Source organism: Butyrivibrio sp. AE3003 (assembly GCF_000686065.1).
Lineage (GTDB): Bacteria > Bacillota > Clostridia > Lachnospirales > Lachnospiraceae > Butyrivibrio > Butyrivibrio hungatei_A.
Genome location: NZ_JMLX01000001.1, coordinates 449,082 through 468,893 on the forward strand (window position 1 = coordinate 449,082; position 19,812 = coordinate 468,893).

The 19,812-nt window shown below is 42.6% G+C and carries 15 protein-coding genes; 12 read left to right on the forward strand and 3 right to left on the reverse strand.

Translation table 11 applies throughout. From position 1 onward, the window contains the following. Positions 1–12: 12 nt before the first annotated feature. Positions 13–1,323, forward strand: a complete 1,311-nt coding sequence (locus tag CD00_RS0102250) for a response regulator transcription factor (RefSeq protein WP_026654420.1) — start codon at positions 13–15, stop codon at positions 1,321–1,323. On the opposite strand, the gene CD00_RS0102255 is transcribed toward CD00_RS0102250, so the two are convergent. Beyond that, the gene (locus tag CD00_RS0102255) at positions 1,311–2,327 is read right to left on the reverse strand and encodes a GntR family transcriptional regulator (protein ID WP_026654421.1); all 1,017 of its coding nucleotides are present in this window, start codon (positions 2,325–2,327) and stop codon (positions 1,311–1,313) included. The two genes, CD00_RS0102250 and CD00_RS0102255, sit on opposite strands and share 13 nt — an antisense overlap. Positions 2,328–2,682: 355 nt before the next feature. Between CD00_RS0102255 and CD00_RS0102260 the strand changes: the two genes are divergently transcribed. The 9 genes from CD00_RS0102260 (at position 2,683) to CD00_RS0102290 (ending at position 13,895) form a co-directional block, all read left to right on the forward strand. After that, positions 2,683–3,804 (forward strand): ABC transporter substrate-binding protein, encoded by a 1,122-nt coding sequence (locus CD00_RS0102260; RefSeq protein WP_026654422.1) that lies wholly within the window; start codon positions 2,683–2,685, stop codon positions 3,802–3,804. A gap of 84 nt (positions 3,805–3,888) precedes the next feature. Further along, positions 3,889–5,400, forward strand: coding sequence for a sugar ABC transporter ATP-binding protein (locus CD00_RS0102265; RefSeq protein WP_026654424.1), 1,512 nt, complete (start codon positions 3,889–3,891; stop codon positions 5,398–5,400). Beyond that, on the forward strand, positions 5,400–6,458 hold the full coding sequence (locus CD00_RS0102270; RefSeq protein ID WP_026654425.1) for an ABC transporter permease: 1,059 nt from the start codon (positions 5,400–5,402) through the stop codon (positions 6,456–6,458). The genes CD00_RS0102265 and CD00_RS0102270 overlap by 1 nt, the downstream gene beginning before the upstream one ends. Then, the gene (locus tag CD00_RS0102275; protein WP_026654426.1) at positions 6,455–7,486 is read left to right on the forward strand and encodes an ABC transporter permease subunit; all 1,032 of its coding nucleotides are present in this window, start codon (positions 6,455–6,457) and stop codon (positions 7,484–7,486) included. The genes CD00_RS0102270 and CD00_RS0102275 overlap by 4 nt, the downstream gene beginning before the upstream one ends. 556 nt (positions 7,487–8,042) lie before the next feature. Next, positions 8,043–8,168, forward strand: coding sequence for a hypothetical protein (locus CD00_RS20850; protein ID WP_255346789.1), 126 nt, complete (start codon positions 8,043–8,045; stop codon positions 8,166–8,168). 632 nt (positions 8,169–8,800) lie between these two features. Next, on the forward strand, positions 8,801–9,517 hold the full coding sequence (locus CD00_RS16885; protein ID WP_051594051.1) for a DUF6678 family protein: 717 nt from the start codon (positions 8,801–8,803) through the stop codon (positions 9,515–9,517). A gap of 149 nt (positions 9,518–9,666) precedes the next feature. Further along, positions 9,667–10,137, forward strand: a complete 471-nt coding sequence (locus CD00_RS19015) for an alpha-glucuronidase family glycosyl hydrolase (RefSeq protein ID WP_051594052.1) — start codon at positions 9,667–9,669, stop codon at positions 10,135–10,137. Further along, positions 10,133–12,589, forward strand: coding sequence for a glycosyl hydrolase 115 family protein (locus CD00_RS16890; protein ID WP_081811813.1), 2,457 nt, complete (start codon positions 10,133–10,135; stop codon positions 12,587–12,589). Before CD00_RS19015 ends, CD00_RS16890 begins: the two co-directional genes overlap by 5 nt. Before the next feature lie 121 nt (positions 12,590–12,710). After that, positions 12,711–13,895, forward strand: a complete 1,185-nt coding sequence (locus CD00_RS0102290) for a nucleotide sugar dehydrogenase (protein WP_026654427.1) — start codon at positions 12,711–12,713, stop codon at positions 13,893–13,895. 80 nt (positions 13,896–13,975) lie between these two features. Here CD00_RS0102290 and aroA read toward each other — a convergent pair whose 3' ends face one another. Both aroA and CD00_RS0102300 read right to left on the reverse strand, forming a co-directional pair. Then, on the reverse strand, positions 13,976–15,307 hold the full coding sequence (gene aroA / locus CD00_RS0102295; RefSeq protein ID WP_026654428.1) for a 3-phosphoshikimate 1-carboxyvinyltransferase: 1,332 nt from the start codon (positions 15,305–15,307) through the stop codon (positions 13,976–13,978). A 23-nt stretch (positions 15,308–15,330) separates the two neighbouring features. Continuing rightward, positions 15,331–16,425, reverse strand: a complete 1,095-nt coding sequence (locus CD00_RS0102300; protein WP_026654429.1) for a prephenate dehydrogenase/arogenate dehydrogenase family protein — start codon at positions 16,423–16,425, stop codon at positions 15,331–15,333. A 242-nt stretch (positions 16,426–16,667) separates the two neighbouring features. On the opposite strand from CD00_RS0102300, the gene fusA reads away from it, so the two are divergent. Continuing rightward, positions 16,668–18,758: an elongation factor G gene (gene fusA / locus CD00_RS0102305; RefSeq protein ID WP_026654430.1), complete on the forward strand. Its 2,091-nt coding sequence runs from the start codon at positions 16,668–16,670 to the stop codon at positions 18,756–18,758. A gap of 279 nt (positions 18,759–19,037) precedes the next feature. After that, entirely contained in the window at positions 19,038–19,784 is a 747-nt protein-coding gene (locus tag CD00_RS0102310) for a DeoR/GlpR family DNA-binding transcription regulator (protein ID WP_026654432.1), read from the forward strand. Positions 19,785–19,812 lie beyond the last annotated feature (28 nt).

A 19,812-nucleotide genomic window follows, 5' to 3' on the forward strand; every position in this document is an offset into this window, starting at 1 on the left:
GAAGGGGTTACTATGCTGAAGGTTTTTCTTGTGGAGGATGAAAGTGTTGTTAGGGAGAGCCTTAGAAACAACATTCCATGGAAGGAGTACGGGTTTAACTTTGTCGGGGAAGCAGGTGATGGAGAGATGGCGTTGCCACTTATAAGGAAAACGGCGCCGGATGTTCTTATCACGGATATCAAGATGCCGTTTATGGACGGATTGTCACTCAGTCATATCGTGAAAAAAGAGTTCCCATCGATGCGCATTATCATCATGAGCGGATACGATGATTTTGAGTATGCAAAAAGAGCTATCAAAGAGGGCGTCGATCAGTATATCTCAAAGCCGATAACGAAGTCGGGAATGAAAGAGGTTCTTGACAGCGTAAAAGAGAAGATAGAAAAAGAGCGCATTCAGCAAGGGTATCTTCTGCAGTATCAGATGGAGACGCAGGAGTATGAGCAGCTTCAGAGAAGGGAATTTTTTGAGAAGGTTCTTACGGGAAGAATGCCGGTAAAAGATATCTATGTTGAAGCTGGGAAACTATCGCTTGATATCACGGCTTCCGCATTCAGTCTGATTCTTTTTTCCATAAAAGACAAAGAGAAGCCTATTGAAGAGATTGGCTCTGTCGAGTATTGCAAAGCGCTTGAGGAGCTTATGAGTTATTTCATCAGGTTTCCTGCGTATATATTGTCGAGATGGTCGCTTAATACATACATCGTTGTTGTTAAGGGTGAAAAAGATATCGTCGCAGATTACGTTGACAAAGGTATTTCCAAGATCACGGAGATCTGCGGGGACAAAGATGACAAGATAGAATGGTACGCCTCGGCGGGTGAGCCCGTTGAGAGATTCAGCGCACTTGAAAAGTGTTTTAACGCTGTAAACCATGCATTTGCCTGCAGATTTTTTGTTCAGGATACGCATATCCTTACGGAAGAGATAGCTGCAAAATATGAGTCATTGATAAAGGATGCTCCTGTCGGGATTGAAGATGAACCGACGGATAAGCGGGGAAATAAGCTTATAAGCGATGCGATAGCATATATAGATGAAAATTATATGAATGAGAGTTGCTCGCTAAGTGATGTCGCGGAGGCACTTTCTGTAAACAGCAGTTATCTCAGCGCGATATTCAGTAAGGAGATGGATACGACGTTTGTGAAGTTCCTTACCGCAAAGCGTCTTGATAAAGCAAGGGAACTTCTTGTGAAAAAGAGAATGCATACGGCCGATGTTGCGGCTGCTGTGGGATATAAGGATTCACATTATTTCAGCTTTGTATTCAGGAAGACGTACGGAATGTCTCCCAAGGAGTACAGAAATCAGAACAGCTGATAAGGAAGGACAATCGAAATTTTTGGTTGTCCTTTTATTATTGATACGATCTTTTCTGCTATTGCGGACGCGAGTGGACTTCTGGGGTGCCCAAAGCTTTTTATGCGAAAAGAGTTTACTTGTGAAAGATAGCTGTTATCAAAACTGTATATTTTTTTATCGCCGTTATTTATCAGGTTCATATTTCTCAGCTGTTTTACATACGGATAAGCATATTCATCGCTTCCAAATATCAGGGCATCGCCGGATTCGCAAAGCTTTACGATATCGGAGTGCGGCTCGCCGTCAATGATATATCTGCTCTTGTCAAAAGGTAAACCTAAATCTCTGAGTGCGGATATGAATCCGTAGAGCATGGAAGATTCCTGAGGATTGCCGTTTCGAAATATGCCGGAGATTTTAACGGATCCGGTTGAGTGAAGGTGTGAGACCAGGCTGTATGCGGCGTCGTATGTTCCTTCCGTGACGGAAGGGAAGATTTCCATATTTCTGTAAGTGCCGTAGAGGAAGATGACGGCGCAGCCCTTTTCTTCAAGCATCTTGTAAAGGCCTGAGTTTGGATTGGCCATAAGTGAGAAGCACTCGGAGAGAATCGCAAGCGGTGGGTTTTTTAGAAGATCTTTTAAAATAACGCTTTCCTTGTAGAAGTCGGCACGTGTTTCAAATACAGAGACAGACACGGGGATATCAGCTGCTGATGAAAGATTTCTTTCTATGTCGTAGATAAGCGTGGGGTATATGTAATCGTCGGGACGCGTAAGAAGAAGGCAGATCTGATTTCTTCTAGGATTTGGATTTAGTCCTGTAAGGCGGTATCCGCTTCCCTGACGTGAGGTTATTAGCTTTTCTTCCTTTAGCTCAGCCATTACCTTGCGTATGGTCTGTCTGCTGCATGAGTATTTAGTGCAGAGCTCTTTTTCCGTCGGAAGGGACATGTTTCCCGATACTAATAGTTCGGATATTTCTGCTTTTATTTTTTGAGTAATATTTTCTGCCTTAGTCATTTTTTTCCTCTAAATATTTAATAAATTCGGGTAAAAAAATTTGTCTTCTTGTGAATATGAAAAATATTCAACATAAAATTCTACTTGCTTATCAAAATTATCAGATAATTCTAAGATTAAATTTAAGCGTTCTGCCAAAAAAATCCATCTAAATACAAAGAAATTCAACCAAAATATTTCGATATAGTAATTTGCCGTGAATTTGTATTTTTTATAAAAGTATAACATCTAAATTTGTATTGTCAAAATATAGAAAGTTGTGCATGTTGCATCCTAATTCTATGAAGAAAGCCCTGTTATAGGTACAATGTGTATATGAAACCATTATATATATTGTAAATGGAGGGTACAAAGTATGAAGAAGAAAGTATTGGCAACTATTATGGCTACAGCAATGTCAGTTTCGATGCTTGTAGGATGCGGCGGATCAGGCGCAGCGGATACAACGGCAGCTACCGATGCTACAGATGCAACAGAAGCACCGGCAGATACATCTGCAGACGCGGGAGAAGCACCGGCAGCAGACGGAGAAGCAATAACGGTTGGATTTGCACAGGTTGGTCACGAGTCGGATTGGCGTACAGCTTCAACAAATTCAGTTAAGGCAGCTCTTTCCAGTGAGAATGGCATCGATCTTCAGTTTGTAGATTGTGATAACGATTCGGCAGCACAGCTTGAGGCAGTTCGTAACTTTATCGAGCAGGACGTTGATTACATCGTTATTGACCCCATCGTATCAACAGGTTGGGATACAGTACTTACAGAGGCTGATGATGCAGGCATTCCTGTTATAGTAATTGACCGTACGATCGATGATTCAGATAAATATGTTTCATGGGTAGGTTCTGAGTTCACAAACGAAGGTCTTGCAGCAGGTGCATGGCTTAAGGCTTACGCAGAGGCAAAGGGCATAAAAGAACTTAATATCCTTGAGATCACAGGAACAACAGGTTCTTCAGCTGAGATCGGACGTACAAAGGGATTCCATCAGTTCGTAGATTCAGAAGGATGGAAGCTTCTTGATTCACAGACAGGTGACTTCACACAGGAAGGCGGACAGAAGGTTATGGAGTCTTACTGCAAGTCATATGCAGGCAAGTTCAACGTTGTTATCTGCCAGAACGATAACGAAGCATTCGGTGCTATCGATGCAATGAAGGCAGCAGGCGTTTCATACGGTGTTGACGGCGATGTAATCGTTATCTCATTCGATGCTTGTACCGCAGGTCTTCAGAAGGTTCTCGACAAAGAGATCAACGCAGACTTCCAGTGCAATCCTCTTCAGGGACCTGATTGCCTTAAGATAATACAGGCTCTTCAGGGCGGACAGACAGTTGAGAAGCAGACATTCATGGAAGAGCCTTGGTTCGTATCAGAGGATGTTCTTAAGGACATTTCTTACAAGAACAATTCAGGCAAGGATGTAACAGAACCCCTTATCGTAGTTGATAAAGCAACTGTTGATGAAGCGTACTGATTATAGAGATTTGATCATAGAAAAACTTATAGGGTAGTTCGCGAGAACTACCCTAATTATTCAATAAGAGAAGGGTATTATTTTATGGAGCAGAATGAACTTATTGTTATGCGTGACATAGTGAAAGCCTTTCCCGGTGTCATAGCACTCAATCACGCACAGCTTACACTTCATAAAGGCGAGATTCACGCACTGATGGGCGAAAACGGCGCAGGAAAGTCTACCATCATAAAATGTCTCACGGGCGTGTACGAGCGTGATGCCGGCGAGGTTTACGTGCAGGGTGTGGAAGGAAATGTTTTTAACCACTCTACAGAGGATGCACAGAAAGTAGGAATTGCAACGGTTTATCAGGAGGTCAATCTTTGTCCGAACCTCTCTGTTGCAGAAAATCTTTTCATCGGACGCGAACCTGTTACCAAGTTCGGTACCGTAGATTGGCGTTCAATGAATAAGCGGGCAAAAGAAATAATGGACAGCCTTGGCATATCTATCGATGTGACACTGGCTTTGGAGAATTACTCACTTGCGATCCAGCAGATGATTGCTATTGCAAGAGCAGTGGATATGGAATGTAAGGTACTCATTCTCGATGAGCCGACATCGTCTCTTGATGACAACGAGGTTGAAAAGCTCTTTGACGTAATGAGAGATCTTAAGGCAAAAGGAGTAGGAATCATATTCGTTACCCATTTCCTAGAGCAGGTTTATGCAGTCTGCGACAGGATCACGGTTATGAGAAACGGAAGCTTTGTAGGAGATTATTCTATAAGCGAACTTCCGAGAGTTAAGCTGGTAGCTGCCATGCTCGGTAAGGATTTTGACGATCTTGCGGCTATCAAACCCGAGGGTAATGTTGAGATAAATCCCGAGATCATGCTTAAAGCCGAAGGACTCAGCCATAAGGGAACAGTAAAGCCTTTTGACTTTGAGATTCATAAGGGCGAAGTAGTCGGAGTTACAGGTCTTTTGGGAAGCGGTCGAAGCGAGATGGTGCGCTGCATCTACGGTGCAGACAAGGCTCAGACCGGTAAAGAGTACATGAAGGGAAAAGAGATCAATATAAAGGCACCTATCGACGCAATAAAGGAAGGTATGGCATATCTTCCCGATGACAGAAAAGCCGACGGATGTATCGGTGATCTTTCGGTAAGAGATAACATAATTCTTGCACTTCAGGCAAGAAACGGAATGTTTAAGAAAGTATCAAGAGCAAAACAGATTGAGATCGCGGACAAGTTTATAGATATGCTTCAGATCAAGACTGCGAGTAGAGAAACACCTCTTTCACAGCTTTCGGGCGGAAATCAGCAGAAGGTTATTCTTGCAAGATGGCTGTGCACTCATCCTGATTTCCTTATCCTCGATGAGCCGACAAGAGGTATCGACATCGGAACAAAGACAGAGTTCCAGAAGCTTATTTTGCAATTTGCTCAAGAGGGAATGAGCGTAGTATTCATTTCTTCTGAGATAGAAGAGATGCTTCGTACCTGCACCAGAATGTGCGTTATGAGAGACGGCGAAAAGGTTGGGGAAATCGACGGAGAGATGACGCAGGAGAGTGTAATGAGTGCGATCGCGGGAGGTGAGAAGTAATGGATAAAATAAAGAAACTAACGAAGCAGCAGTTATTTTTGCCCTTCTTCTGCCTTCTTTTGGTTCTTCTTATAAATTTGATAAAGAATCCGGCTTTTTTTAGTATCGGTATTCAACATGGAGTGTTGTATGGAAGACTTATAGATATATTGAACAGAGGAAGTGAGATAGCGATTCTTGCAGTGGGGCAGACACTTGTAGTTGCGGTGTCGGCAGGAACTGATATCTCTGTAGGTTCTGTTATGAGTTTATCGGCTTGCGGAACTTGTATGATGCTTGCAGGCTACGGTGTTAACTCAACCACAGAACTTGCAGTTCCGATGGGAGTGGGAATCCTTTTTGGAATTTTCCTCGGCGGTTTGTGCGGCGCCATGAACGGTGCACTTGTTGCTAAATTAAAGATTCAGCCTATGGTCGCTACACTTATTCTTTTCACAGCGGCGAGAGCCATCGGCCTTCTTATGTGTAACAACCAGATCACATACATCAGATACGAGCCTTATAAGTACCTTGGTAATTTCATACCGGGCTGTCCTATTCCGACGGCTATCTTCGTTACGATCGTTGTTATAGCGGTTGTGATGTTACTGCTAAAAAAGACTGCACTTGGATTGTACGTTCAGTCAGCAGGTATTAACAGCAGAGCTGCCAGAATCTCCGGTATAAATTCAGCGATGATATGCTTTGTCTGCTATGTGATCTGCGGTCTTTGTGCAGGAATTGCCGGAATGGTCGCAAGTAGCCGTATCTATTCCGCAGATTCAAACAACATAGGACTTAACTACGAGCTTGATGCCATTCTTGCGGTAGCGCTCGGTGGTAATTCACTTGGCGGAGGTAAATTCAATCTTGCCGGTTCGGTAATTGGAGCATATACAATTCAGGCTATCACGACAACCCTTCTTGCTATGGGTGTTTCGACTGACCAGGCGCCTGTTGTTAAGGCTATCATAGTTGTGATCATCGTAGTTGTTCAGGCACCTACATTTAAAGAGTGGATCGCAAACACTGAGGCAAAAAGAAAAGCACTTAAGACGGAAGGAGGTCAGGAGGCATGAAGAGTTTAAAAAAATTCAGCGGAAACACGCTGCTCCTTTTGATCACCATAGTCCTTTTTGTTGTGATGTATGCGGCAGGATGTGTTGTTTACTCGGCTAAAGGATTTACGCATGTACAGACTTTTTTGAATCTACTTATTACAAACGCGGGACTTATCTGCGTTGCATGCGGAATGACATGTGTAATGCTCACCGGCGGAATTGATATTTCTGTAGGATCGCTTGTAGCTATGGATTGTATGATACTTGCTTACGGAATGGGCGTTAAGGGGTGGCCCTGTATTCCGCTTATTATACTAATACTTGTTATTGGACTTGTATTCGGTGCTGTACAGGGATTTTTGATTGGTTACCTCAAGATTCAGCCGTTTATCATTACCATGGCGGGAATGTTCTTTGCAAGAGGCATGACGGCGGTTATCTGTACCGATCAGATTTCAATCACACAGCAGATGAATCCTACGTTTTACAAATGGGCAAATGCCAAGATCAATCTTCCAAAGTTTCTCGGATATGTAAATAAAAAAGGCAAGACGGTAGTTCCTTTTATCAGACCTACGGTAGTTATAGCACTTTTGGTTGTGGCACTTATTTTCTTCATACTTAAATATACAAAGTTTGGAAGAAGTCTGTATGCGGTTGGCGGAAACCAGCAGTCGGCTACAATGATGGGACTTAATGTTAAGGCTACAAAGATGAAGGCTTACATGCTTTCCTCATTCCTTTGCTCTATCGGAGGAATCTGTTACTGCCTCAACACTATGTCAGGTTCTGTTCAGCAGGCGCTCGGTTTCGAGATGAATGCGATTGCATCAGCGGTTATCGGTGGAACGCTTCTTACAGGCGGTGTCGGCAACGTTATCGGATCGCTCTTTGGTGTTCTCATAAACGGAACGATCTCGACGCTTGTAACAACCAACGGAAAGCTTTTATCAAGCTGGAGTAACATTATGACGGCAGCGCTTTTGTGCTTCTTCATAATTTTGCAGAGTCTGTTCGCTTACTTCAAAAACAGGAACAGCAGATAATTGTATTGTGTGGAGCCCTCGCGGAGATTTAAACCGCGGGGGCTTTTTATAGCGTACGACCTGTATGGCCATTTGGTGTAGCCGACCGGCGGTATCAGTTTGGAAATGCTTGTGTTCGTCTGCGCAGTGATTTTCATAATTTCATAAAACCCGAAAATGCCTCCTTTCGACGTTGCTCAGAGAAGTCGGCATTTTCGGGTTTTATTCAATTTGAAAATCATCTTGCTCGTCCGAATCTTCGCATTTCCAAACTGATACCGCTCGGTAGGCTACGCCATATGGCCGTACAGGTCTGTATCGGTTATAGATAAGCCTCCATGCTGATTGCACGAGAGCTGCGCGTTTCAAATATTATTGGGCGATTTAAGGGCCTTGCTGGTTGACTCATGTTGATGAGATGCGGAATTAAGGTCAATGAAGAAAGGCTTGCTGAGTGACTCATAATGAGGAAAAGTGGAATTACGGTCAAAACTAAGCTTCTTAAAGTGTTATGAAGGCCATGACATAATGTCCTACAGATAAAAATGAATATGTAGTGCTTTTGGTCTGTGAAAATATGGCGAGTTTCGGAGGAAAATATAAGAAAAACCAGATAAAAGAAGTACACAGGGCCTTAATTATCTGTGGTTTTATGATATATTCCGCAAAATTAGCAGTAGAAACACAGATTGAAACAGCATAAATACCATTGTTTATCTGGTTTTTAGAGCGTTTATCTACATTATGCATCTCAAAAACACAGATAATACCTGTCAACTATGATTTTTTATCTGTTTTTTTGGGGGAATTCTGAGAAAAAACGAAGAATAATCGCAGTTACTGAGAGCTGTATTTGCTGCGGGGTTCACGAGGAATAAGTCAAGAGTAAACCAAGCTCATTGGTGCGGGCAATTAAATTGGCTTGGTTGATGCAGCTATCATGAAATCTTGTGCGTTTCAAATATACAATAAACGGGGCTTTTGTGGGAGTATTGCTTTTTCGTTTGAAGACTAATATTATATATGATTAACATTTTTTTTAATGAAATATTTTTATGATAAAACAAACAACCTGAATGGGAGAAATATATGGATATATCAAGGTTTAGCCGAATAGAAAAGTGTAATTTGGCAATAGATTTTAGGGAAATTTGTTGGAGGGGATACTGATTATGATAAGATATCAGAAGCTGAAGCCGACAAATTAGTTGAAAACATGAGAAACAGATATGGGCATAATTCAAGAAAAGGCGGATTATAGCGCAATATAAAGACTCTGTTTTGTAAAAGCAAATAACACTTTTCTATGATAGGGAATTTTTGGAGGATAAGTAGTTGCCGAAAAAAATATACGATAAATTAAAAGAACTGTTTGAATTGCGTAGTGGTGTGGTACAGCCTTATGTTGAGTCGGATGAAAAGGTATCTTCTGTTAAGTACAAAATTCAATGGGAGGGAAATATAGCGTTTGTTGTTGAGGGATGGGAGGATTTTGGCTGGTATTATGTTGAACGGAATGGTGAGAGAGTGTCAGCGCTGTTTCATTACAAAATAATCGATGATAAAGTTCCGGGAATTATGCAAAATCTGATAGATGAGATTGAGAGTGGTAAGTATAACGGCAAGAAGACGCTAAGCGATAAGATTCTGGATGTTGTGGAAAAAAGGCAGCTTACGTCATATATGAATAAGACTAAGTGGAATGAGCTTTTTCATGATATAGATGAAATACCGGATCTTTTGATAAATTATAAAACGCTCTTTGAAGAAAAAGCTCCCGAGTTCTTCTGGACTATCCGCGGTGATGAGCATTTTTTCCACATGAATAGGGCTGAAATAGAATGGTTTGCTATCAAGGATACTATAAAAAAGTCGGAAATTGTAGGACGTCTTTTGCCTCCAAAAGAAAATGAATACAGTGTAAGGGAGCAGATAGAGAGTATTTTACACGAGCATTCTATAAGTTATGAGTATAACGAGAGTGAAAAGATGTTTGTGGTTTATGGATATAGCAGGAAAGCAAAAGGGGACGAGACAAGATATCCGTTTTAGAGACGCTAACTTGCTTATTGTATATAGCCGGACTACGTGATAAGATGCAGATAATTATGTTGCATAAGGGGCTGTTTTTGAAAATAAGCTAATAAGTACGGCCTCCTATGGAAAAGAATAGTAAGGCAACTAAAAAGGATGGACTATTTATGGATTTTATTATTTCAAAGGCTAAGATTGAAAATGGTGGAAATGCGATCATTTATGATAAAGATGCATTGAGCGGCATTAAGAAGATTGCTGCGAAGATTTCCGGCGATATGGAGGCGGTTTTTGGAAGTGCGCCCCAAGTACATGAGGAAAAGGCTTCAGAAAGTCCTATATATGTAGGAACAGTCGGAGATGCGCTTATAGCAGGGCTTGGCGTTGATACATCTGATATTGAGGGAAAAAGAGAAGTCTATAAGATTACAGTTGTAGGTGATGCTCTTGTTATTGTTGGAAGCGATAAGCGTGGAGCAATCTACGGAATGTTCAAGCTCTCCGAGATGCTCGGTGTATCTCCTTTTATCGATTGGCTTGACGTAAAGCCCGTTAAAACAGATGAATTCAAAATTCCTTCTGATTACTGCATGATTTCAAAAGAGCCATCAGTTAAGTTTAGAGGATTTTTTTATTAATGATGAGTGGCCGGCTTTCGGAAATTTCTGTAATAAGAGATTCGGCGGTTTTAATGCCAAAGTATATGAACATGTTTTTGAACTGTTGTTAAGACTTAAGGGTAATTATCTGTGGCCTGCCATGTGGACAGCTATATTCCCTGACGACGGTCCGGGACTTGAGAATGTGATTCTTGCCGATGAACTCGGAGTGGTAATGGGAATGAGCCATCATGAACCGTGCTTAAGGCAGGGAGAAGAGTATAAGTACCTTAGGGGCAAGGATTCTATATATGGTGATGCATGGAATTTCCTTACCAACGAGAAAGGTATAACACGTTTCTGGGAAGACGGTCTTAAGAGAAGCGGTAAGTTTGAGAATGTGATTACCGTCGGTATGAGAGGCGAAGCTGATACCGCTATCATGGGAGCGGAGGCTACTTTAAAGGATAATATCGATCTTTTAAGGAAAGTTCTTTCAACGCAGAACAGACTGATAAGGGAAAATGTAAATGAGAACCTCGACGAAGTTCCGAGAATGCTTGCGCTTTATAAGGAGGTAGAACCCTATTTCTACGGCGATGAGAATACGGAAGGTCTCATGGGCGATCCTGAATTGGATGGCGTAACACTTATGCTCTGTGATGATAATCACGGAAATCTAAGGACCGTGCCCACAGAAGAAATGAGAAGCCACAAGGGCGGATACGGAATGTACTATCATTTTGATTATCATGGTCTTCCGGTGTCATTTGAATGGTTTAATACATCGCATCTTTCCAAGGTCTGGGAGCAGATGACGACAGCCTATGACTTTGGTATAAGGGATCTTTGGATTGTCAATGTCGGTGATGTCTTCAGTAACGAATATCCTCTGGGATACTTCCTGGATTTGGCATATGATTTTGACCGCTATGGAACTTCTAATCCAAAGAGTGCAAAAGAATATACAAAGCTTATAGTTAAGCAGAATTTCGATGGCAAGCTTTCTGCGGCTGACATGGATAAGTGCGCAGAGCTTCTTGAAGGCTATACAAGGATAACTTCAAGCAGAAGAACTGAGGCTATGAATGATAAAGTCTATGCGCCTTTTGCTTATAACGAGACATTTGATACGCTTGAAAAAATTGAGAATCTCATGGCGGATGCCGATGAGCTTTTAAATAACCTTGAAGGCAATACAAGATTTGTTTTCTATGAACTTATATGGCTTCCGCTTACCGCAAATCTCAATGTTCAGAAGATGTGGCTTCTTACAACTTTGAACCATGCTTTTGCGGAGCAGGGAAGTACTTATGCAATGACTCTTGCAAAGAAAATAGATGATTGCATCGCATATGACAGAAAGATTGTAGATGAACTTCATACGATCGAAGACGGAAAGTGGTACGGAATGGGACTTTCAGAGCACATAGGATTTAATGACTGGTGCGAAGAAGGATGCAAGTACCCTGTGATCCATACTTTTGAACCTGCAAACAAAGAAAGACTTATAGTCTCGGTAAAGGGCTCCGACTTCTATACGGAAGGAAAGTTCTGGACGGGACATGTGGGTGCTGTAGATGCGTTCCTCGATCCTTCAAAGGATGAGGCGGAACTTATACTTTCAACTGCGGGAAGAGTTGATTGCAGCTACGAAATTGAAAATCCCAATGAGTTCTTTGCTATATCAGAGGAAAAGGGAGTTGTTGCGCCTAATACGATCAAGATCTTAAAGATCAGACTTGACAGGGAAAAGTATAAAAAGGGCGATGTTACACCTGAAATATGTATTCGCTGCTCTGACGGCAATGTAGTGATTAAGCTTCCGGTAAATACTTTGTCCGATATCGGATGCGGTGAAAAAGCCGACGGCACGTTCTACTGGCTTGGAAAAACACTCGACATGAACGAGAAGATGATAGATGCACCGCTTCATAAGAGAACATGGCCCGGTAAGCTTGAGCTGATGAATTATATCTCAATCGATGCTGTAGACTATGCAAATAAAACCGATTCAGTAAGCGGAAGTTTTGAAGTTATAGAAGATTACAGCAGAGGCCTTGATGCGGTTAAGGCATATCCGCAGGATGTTATTTTTGGAAAAGACAAAAAGGATTATCCAAAGCTTACTTATAAAGTTAAAGTTCCTTCAGAGGGCGATTACAAATTTAAGCTCTATGTCAATCCGAGCAACCCTTACTCAAGGGATAATGTGATATACTTCGGAATCGGCGTGAATGACGGAGATGTAAATAAAATAAATATGATCGAGCCTGATTTTGCTGTCGGCGACGGAAATCCGTATTGGTCTTTGGTTGTTACAGAAAACAAGCGAGTTGTCGAAGCAGATCTGAAGCTTAAAGCCGGTGTCAATGATATCAATGTTTATGCGGTAGATCCAAACTTCGTTATTCAGAAATTGGTGATACATAAAGCAGGAGAGGAACCTTCACCGTCTTACCTTGGCCCTAAGGAGACATTCAAATTCTGAAACAGCATCTGCAATGTCGCGTACAATTTGCTTTACCTGCCTTTTTTTTATTAAAATGGTTCAGGAGTGTTTTGACTTTAAAAGACTTTAGAAAAATACTGAGAATTCAGAGGTAAATAGAATGAAGATAGCTGTTGTTGGAACAGGATATGTGGGACTTGCGATGTCGGTTCTTCTGGCGCAGTACAATGATGTTATTGCGGTTGATATTGTTCCTGAGAAAGTTAAGATGATAAATTCGGGAATCTCACCGATAGTTGATAAGGAGATAGAAGAGTATCTTAAGAAAGGAAACTTGAGACTTACAGCAACTTGCGACCTTGCGCAGGCCGTTAGGGATGCAGAGTTTGTTGTTGTTTCAACTCCGACAAACTACGATGAGAAGCTCAATTATTTCGATACGTCTTCTGTTAAGAGCGTTATTGATAAGGTGAGAAGAGAAAATCCGGATGCGTTTATTGTTATCAAATCAACGATTCCGGTTGGTTATACCGAGTCGGTGATGGAAGAGTATGAAACGGATCATATTCTCTTTTCACCCGAGTTCCTGAGAGAGGGACGTGCGCTTTACGATAATCTTTATCCTTCAAGAATTATTGTGGGTTATGATACCGATTCAGAGGAAGCTGAGGAGAGGGCAGAAATGTTTAAGAGCCTTCTTGTTCAGGGAGCTTTGAAAAAAGACATTCCGGCGCTTCTTATGAATACGACAGAGGCAGAGTCTGTTAAGCTTTTTGCCAATACATATCTTGCACTCAGAGTTTCATTCTTTAACGAGCTTGATACATATGCTGAGGTCAGGGGACTTAACACCAGAAACATAATCGACGGTGTCTGCCTCGATCCGAGAATCGGAGATTTCTACAACAATCCTTCTTTTGGATACGGCGGATATTGCCTTCCAAAGGATACCAAGCAGCTTCTCGCAAACTATGAGGATGTTCCGAATAACCTCATCACTGCGATCGTTGATGCGAACAGAACGAGAAAAGATTTCATCGCAGACAGAGTATGGGCACTTCACCCCAAGAAGGTCGGCGTCTACAGACTTACAATGAAAGCAGGTTCCGATAACTTCAGACAGTCTGCGATTCAGGGCATCATGAAGAGAATCAAATCGCGCGGCATCGAGTGCGTGGTTTACGAACCCGCCCTCAAAGAAGACAGCTTCTTTAACTCAAGGGTTGTTCGCGACCTCGACGAGTTCAAGAGAGAGTGCGACTTCATTATCGCAAACAGAATTACACCCGATCTTCAGGATGTAGTTGATAAGGTATATACACGAGATCTTTTCGGAAACGAGTAATTTAGATATTATAAAAGGCTACCATACTAAGCAGGTGTGGTAGCCTTATTTTTATATCATAGGAAGCAAGCGACTCTTTTTTATCTTGTCAGTGCCTTCAGGTCTTCAAAGAAGGTCGGGTATGAAATTGATACGCACTCGGAATCCTGGATGACCGTAGGGCCTTCGGCGACGAGCGATGCGATCGCAAAGCTCATTGCAAGGCGGTGATCGGCGTGACAATTGATGTTTGCTCCAAAGAGAGGCTTGCCACCGCGAATGATCATTCCGTCGTCTGTTGCTTCGGCATCACAACCCATTGCCGTGAGGTTTTCGACAACTGTAGTGATACGATTTGATTCTTTTACCTTGAGCTCCGCAGCGTCGCGGATAACAGTCTCACAATCTGCTGTTGCTGCAAGAACTGCAACTACGGGAAGTTCGTCGATCATAGTCGGAATGTCTTTTCCGCCGATAATGAACTTGCCGCTTTCGTTTCCGCAGAGCTTACTGTATCTTACAAGGATGTCGGCTCTTGATTCCTGAGAATTATCTTCGTTAAGGAGAGTGATGTCTGCTCCCATTTTTTTCAAAACATTTATTATACCTGCGCGGGTCTTGTTGACACCGACGTTCTTGATAAGAAGTTCTGAACCGGGTACTACGAGCGCCGCTGCGATAAAGTATGCGGCAGATGAAATATCGCCCGGAACATTGATGTCGATTCCTTTAAGCGGGCGTCCGGGATGAAGAATGGCAGATGCCGTTCCAAGATCCGTAACTTCGTTGTGGATGTCCGCACCGAAAGCGGAGAGCATTATCTCTGTGTGATTTCGTGAAAGAGCGGGCTCGCGAACGATCGTGTCACCTTCTGCGTAAAGTCCTGCAAGGATAATCGCTGATTTTACCTGTGCTGAAGCAACAGGACTTGTGTAATCGATGCCCTTAAGCTCTTTTCCGCCTTCGATATTAAGCGGAGCGCAGCCGTTTCCACGGGCTGATGATATGGATGCACCCATGAGCGTGAGCGGATCGATAACTCTTTTCATCGGGCGCTGCTCAATTGAAGAATCGCCCGTGATAGATGTATCGAAAGGCTGTGCCGCAAGGATGCCTGACATAAGGCGGGTTGTTGTTCCGCTGTTTCCCGTATAAAGAGTCTCGATGGGAGCGGTGAGACCGTGCAGGCCTTTTCCGTGAACGGTGATCTTCTTGGCGTTTCTGTATTCGTCCTCTTCGCGGTCAATCGATATTCCGAGCTTTCTGAAGCAATCGATGGTTGAAAGACAGTCTGCGCTTTCAAGAAATCCCGTGATTGTTGTGTCGCCCTCAGCGAGAGCGCCGAACATAATGCTTCTGTGAGATATTGATTTGTCACCCGGTACGGTAACTTCCCCTCTTAATGGACCTCTGGCTTTTTCTAATGTAGTCATGTAAGTCTCTCTCTCCTTGTTTTTTACAGATAGATGTTATAACCGTTTTTTTCAAGAACTTTGCCTGCTTTATCAAGGCCGTCCTGATCGTGGAGCTCGATTCTGAGTGTACCGCGCTCGTATTCCCTGTTGTGCACGATACCGATGTTTTTGATGTTTATCTCATTGTCGGATAGAAGAGTCGCAACCTTGGCAAGTCTGCCCGGATGATCGTCAATCTCGACTTTGATCGCGTAAACCTTCTGGATAGGCCCGCTTGATGTTGTTATAAATGACTCTCTGTATTCTCTTGCTTTTGAGAAGAATTCGAAGAGTTTCTCGCTGTCTTTTTCATCGATCGCAAGTTTGATATCGTACAGAGAATCGATGTATTTGGATAAAAGATCCGAGATATTCGCTGCGTTTGTAGTGCAGATTTGCTGCCACATAACGGGAGAAGATGAAGATATTCTGGTTATGTCCTTAAATCCGCCTGCGGCGATTGTCTTCATAAGCTCATCTTCCGAATCGTTGTCTTTTACAAGGTTGACGAGCGAAGCGGAGATCACATGCGGAACGTGGCTTATCGCAGCCGTGATGTAGTCGTGCTGTTTGTATTCCACAACAAGCGGGATCGCGCCGATCATCTTAACGAGGTCATAATATCTTTTTATCCTGTCTTCATTAGTGACGCTTGTCTTGGTCAGAATGTAATAAGCGTTTTGCAAAAGAGAAGATTTCGAGTTGTTAAATCCGATCCTCTCGGTACCTGCCATTGGGTGGCCGCCGATAAACTGATCCTCGAGCCCGAGCTCTTTTATCTTCTCATGTATTCCGTTCTTGACACTTCCGATATCGGTAAGTGTTGTCTTCTTATTCAAAAAAGGAAGGAGCTTTTGGATGTTATCATTGTTGCACTCAACGGGAGCGCACAAAAAGATATAATCGCAATCGCTGAATTCTGCGCCGATCTCATAAAGGGGAGCGTCGATTATCCCTTCGGCATGAGCGGTGTCCACGGTTTCTCTGTGCGGAGTGTATGCGATTATCTTTGAAGACGGCTCATTTTCCTTTATCGCCCTGGCAATCGATCCGCCGATAAGCCCGAGGCCTATAAAACCATAGGTCATATTGTTCATAAAAGGTAGAACCCCCTAAAATCATGTATTCTTGTGAAAAAAACTATAACACTTTAATGTGCGAAAATCAATTATGAAGGCTTACTATAAGAGATTGAAAAACATGAAGCAACTTTTGTGCATAATCGCTTAGAATACTTGTTTTGGGTACATGTTTTTAGTAAAATATTCTTATAAGTCTTTGGGGATCTGTATCATATCTCGTACATAATACCCAAATTTGAGCGACTGGAGGATAAGATATGAACGTTTACACAACTGATAAGATTCGTAACGTGGTACTGCTCGGACATGGTGGAGCCGGAAAGACAACCTTAGCTGAAGCAATGGCTTATCTTGCCGGTATTACATCAAGGATGGGGACTGTGGAGGATGGAAATACTCTGAGTGATTTTGATAAGGAGGAGCAGAAGAGGCATATTTCTATAAGCACATCGGCAATTCCTCTCGAGTGGGACGGACACAAGATCAACCTTTTGGATACTCCCGGATTTTTTGATTTTGTCGGGGAGGTTGAGGAAGCAATCAGTGTAGCGGATGCTGCAATTATCGTCGTTTCGGGAAAAGCCGGAATCGAAGTCGGAACAGAAAAAGCATGGGAACTTTGCGAAAAGTACAAGATTCCTCGCATGGTATTTGTTTCCGATATGGATATAGATGATGTTTCCTACAGACAGGTTGTGCAGGATATGACCGATAAGTACGGCAAGAAGATGGCTCCTTTTAACCTGCCTATCCGTGAGAACGAGAAGTTCGTAGGATACGTTAATGTTATTCAGGAGAAAGGTTTCAAGTGGTCGGGAAAAGAAGTTGTTGAGTGCGAAGTTCCCGATTACAATCAGCAGAACCTTAAGATATGCAGAGATACTCTAATTGAGACCGTAGCTGAGACTTCGGAAGAATTTATGGAAAGATACTTTAACGGTGAAACTTTCTCTGAGTCTGAGATAAGAGCAGCGGTAAGGACTAATGTGTGCGACGGAAGTATTGTTCCCATCGAGATGGGTTCAAGTACGCTCTGCCAGGGTATCTACACACTTCTTGACGATATCGTTAAGTACATGCCAAGCCCTGAGAACCGCAAGATGGCAGGTATCAACACCAATACAAATGAGATTTTTGAAGCGGACTTTGACTTCTCCAAGCCAAAGACAGCTTTTGTATTTAAGACAATGATCGATCCTTTCATAGGTAAGTACTCACTTATAAAGGTAAGATCGGGCGTTCTTAAACCCGACGATGTGATGTTCGTTGCGGATAAGGATATGGAACTTAAGATAGGTAAGCTCTATGTGCTTCAGGGAAATAAGACAACAGAAGTATCGGAGCTTCATGCGGGTGACCTTGGCGCACTTCAGAAGATCGATGTTGCGACGGGAGATACTCTTTCTACCAAGGGAACACCCATACAGTATGCAAAGATGGATATTTCACAGCCGTACACGGTTATGAGATATCATGCCCAGAATAAGAGCGATATTGATAAGATCGCACAGTCTCTTGCCAAGATTGCTGCGGAAGATCAGACCGTCAAGGTTGTCAATGACGCAGAGAATCGTCAGACGCTTCTTTATGGAATGGGCGATATGCACCTTGAGGTTATCCAGAATAAGTTAAAGGATGTATATAAGGTTGCAATAGACCTCACCAAACCCAAGGTTGCATTTAGAGAGACGATAAGAAAGAATTCCGATGTGGAATATAAATATAAGAAGCAGACCGGCGGACACGGACAGTACGGACATGTTAAGATGCGCTTTGCTCCTTTGGGAGATCCGACGGTTCCTTATACATTCGATCAGGAAGTTGTCGGCGGAGCTGTTCCTAAGAACTTCTTCCCCGCTGTTGAAAAAGGAATTGCGGAGTCGGTTCAGAGAGGACCTCTTGCCGCATATCCCGTTGTCGGTGTTAAGGCAACTCTATATGACGGATCGTATCACCCTGTTGATTCGTCCGAGATGGCGTTTAAGGTAGCAGCTTCCAATGCCTTCAAAAAAGGCTTCATGGATGCGACACCTGTTCTTCTTGAACCCATAGTATCTCTTAAAGTTACTGTTCCCGAGAACTACACGGGTGACGTAATGGGAGATCTTAACAAGAGAAGAGGAAGAGTGCTCGGAATGAATCCTTCGCTTACCGGTAAACAGGTTATCGAGGCCGAGGTTCCACAGATGGAACTCTACGGATATTGCACACAGCTTCGTTCAATGACGGGCGGAAGCGGAGAGTACGAGTATTCGTTTAACAGATATGAGCAGGCTCCTTCGGATGTTCAGGCAAAAGAGGTTGAGGCAAGAGCCGATAAGGTTGCGGCAGCCAATGCTGAAGAATAAAGTTGGTAGTTAAATAAAAAATGGCATAAAAAGGGCAGTTGTTTCGGTGGTTTCCGGAATGACTGCTCTTTTTGAGTGCTTTATTTTATGCGCAAAAAAATATGAGTGAAAAATACTCAATCAAAAATTAACAAAAAGGCAAGTACAAAAATGTATAGTTTGAACGAAAATGATTATTTGTGATTATTTATGATTGGATATGATTGCAAATTGATTTTTTGAGTGCTATATTTTAATCAAGAAATCACAAATTAACATTTTTGCTCAAGGAGATTTTGAATGCTGACTGAAGAGAGAAGAGCACGTATTGTTGAGATTGTAAATGAAAAGAAGGCAGTTTCCGTCAATGAACTGATCGAGCTTTTGGATACATCTGCAGCAACCATACGCCGTGATATAAGCGCACTTGATCGCTCACGTAAACTGATCAAGGTGTTTGGAGGTGCGACCGCATTGTCTTCGAGGGATGTAGATACCAAGGAAGACGCGGTTAAGATGAAAGCCCGGAAGAATGTAGAGGAAAAAGACAGCATAAGTAAGTTTGCTGCCGATCTCATTGAGGATGATGATTTTGTTTATATTGACGCGGGCACGACAACTCTTGCGATGATCGATTATCTGACCAATCACAATGCGAAGTACATCACAAACGGTGTTGTTCATGCAAAGCGTCTTATGGACAAGGGATTTGAGACCACGATGATCGGCGGAAGGCTCAAGGCTTCAACGGAAGCGGCAGTCGGAACCGATTGTGTGGAGTTTATTCGCAAATATCATTTTACGAAGGCTTTTATGGGTACAAACGGAATTTCAGTTCACGCAGGTTTCACAACACCGGATGTTGACGAGGCGATGATCAAGACGGCAGCGATTAAGCATGCATACAGGTCGTATGTACTTGCAGATCATACCAAGTTCAACAAGGTCAACTCCGTGACTTTTGCGGACATAAAAGAATGCAGCATTATTACAGACAGACTTACGGCAAAAGAGTATGTGAATCATACAGAGGTACTTATACCATAGGTGTTGCAAGTAAAGATGGAGGATTATT

What these genes read in the sequence shown, in the direction of transcription:
- fusA (WP_026654430.1), top strand. Translation starts at nt 16,668, where the DNA reads ATGAACGTTTACACAACTGATAAGATTCGTAACGTGGTACTGCTCGGA.
- aroA (WP_026654428.1), bottom strand. Translation starts at nt 15,307, where the DNA reads ATGACTACATTAGAAAAAGCCAGAGGTCCATTAAGAGGGGAAGTTACC.
- CD00_RS20850 (WP_255346789.1), top strand. Translation starts at nt 8,043, where the DNA reads ATGGCGAGTTTCGGAGGAAAATATAAGAAAAACCAGATAAAAGAAGTA.
- CD00_RS0102290 (WP_026654427.1), top strand. Translation starts at nt 12,711, where the DNA reads ATGAAGATAGCTGTTGTTGGAACAGGATATGTGGGACTTGCGATGTCG.
- CD00_RS0102255 (WP_026654421.1), bottom strand. Translation starts at nt 2,327, where the DNA reads ATGACTAAGGCAGAAAATATTACTCAAAAAATAAAAGCAGAAATATCC.
- CD00_RS19015 (WP_051594052.1), top strand. Translation starts at nt 9,667, where the DNA reads ATGGATTTTATTATTTCAAAGGCTAAGATTGAAAATGGTGGAAATGCG.
- CD00_RS0102265 (WP_026654424.1), top strand. Translation starts at nt 3,889, where the DNA reads ATGGAGCAGAATGAACTTATTGTTATGCGTGACATAGTGAAAGCCTTT.
- CD00_RS0102270 (WP_026654425.1), top strand. Translation starts at nt 5,400, where the DNA reads ATGGATAAAATAAAGAAACTAACGAAGCAGCAGTTATTTTTGCCCTTC.
- CD00_RS0102250 (WP_026654420.1), top strand. Translation starts at nt 13, where the DNA reads ATGCTGAAGGTTTTTCTTGTGGAGGATGAAAGTGTTGTTAGGGAGAGC.
- CD00_RS0102300 (WP_026654429.1), bottom strand. Translation starts at nt 16,425, where the DNA reads ATGAACAATATGACCTATGGTTTTATAGGCCTCGGGCTTATCGGCGGA.
- CD00_RS0102275 (WP_026654426.1), top strand. Translation starts at nt 6,455, where the DNA reads ATGAAGAGTTTAAAAAAATTCAGCGGAAACACGCTGCTCCTTTTGATC.
- CD00_RS0102310 (WP_026654432.1), top strand. Translation starts at nt 19,038, where the DNA reads ATGCTGACTGAAGAGAGAAGAGCACGTATTGTTGAGATTGTAAATGAA.
- CD00_RS0102260 (WP_026654422.1), top strand. Translation starts at nt 2,683, where the DNA reads ATGAAGAAGAAAGTATTGGCAACTATTATGGCTACAGCAATGTCAGTT.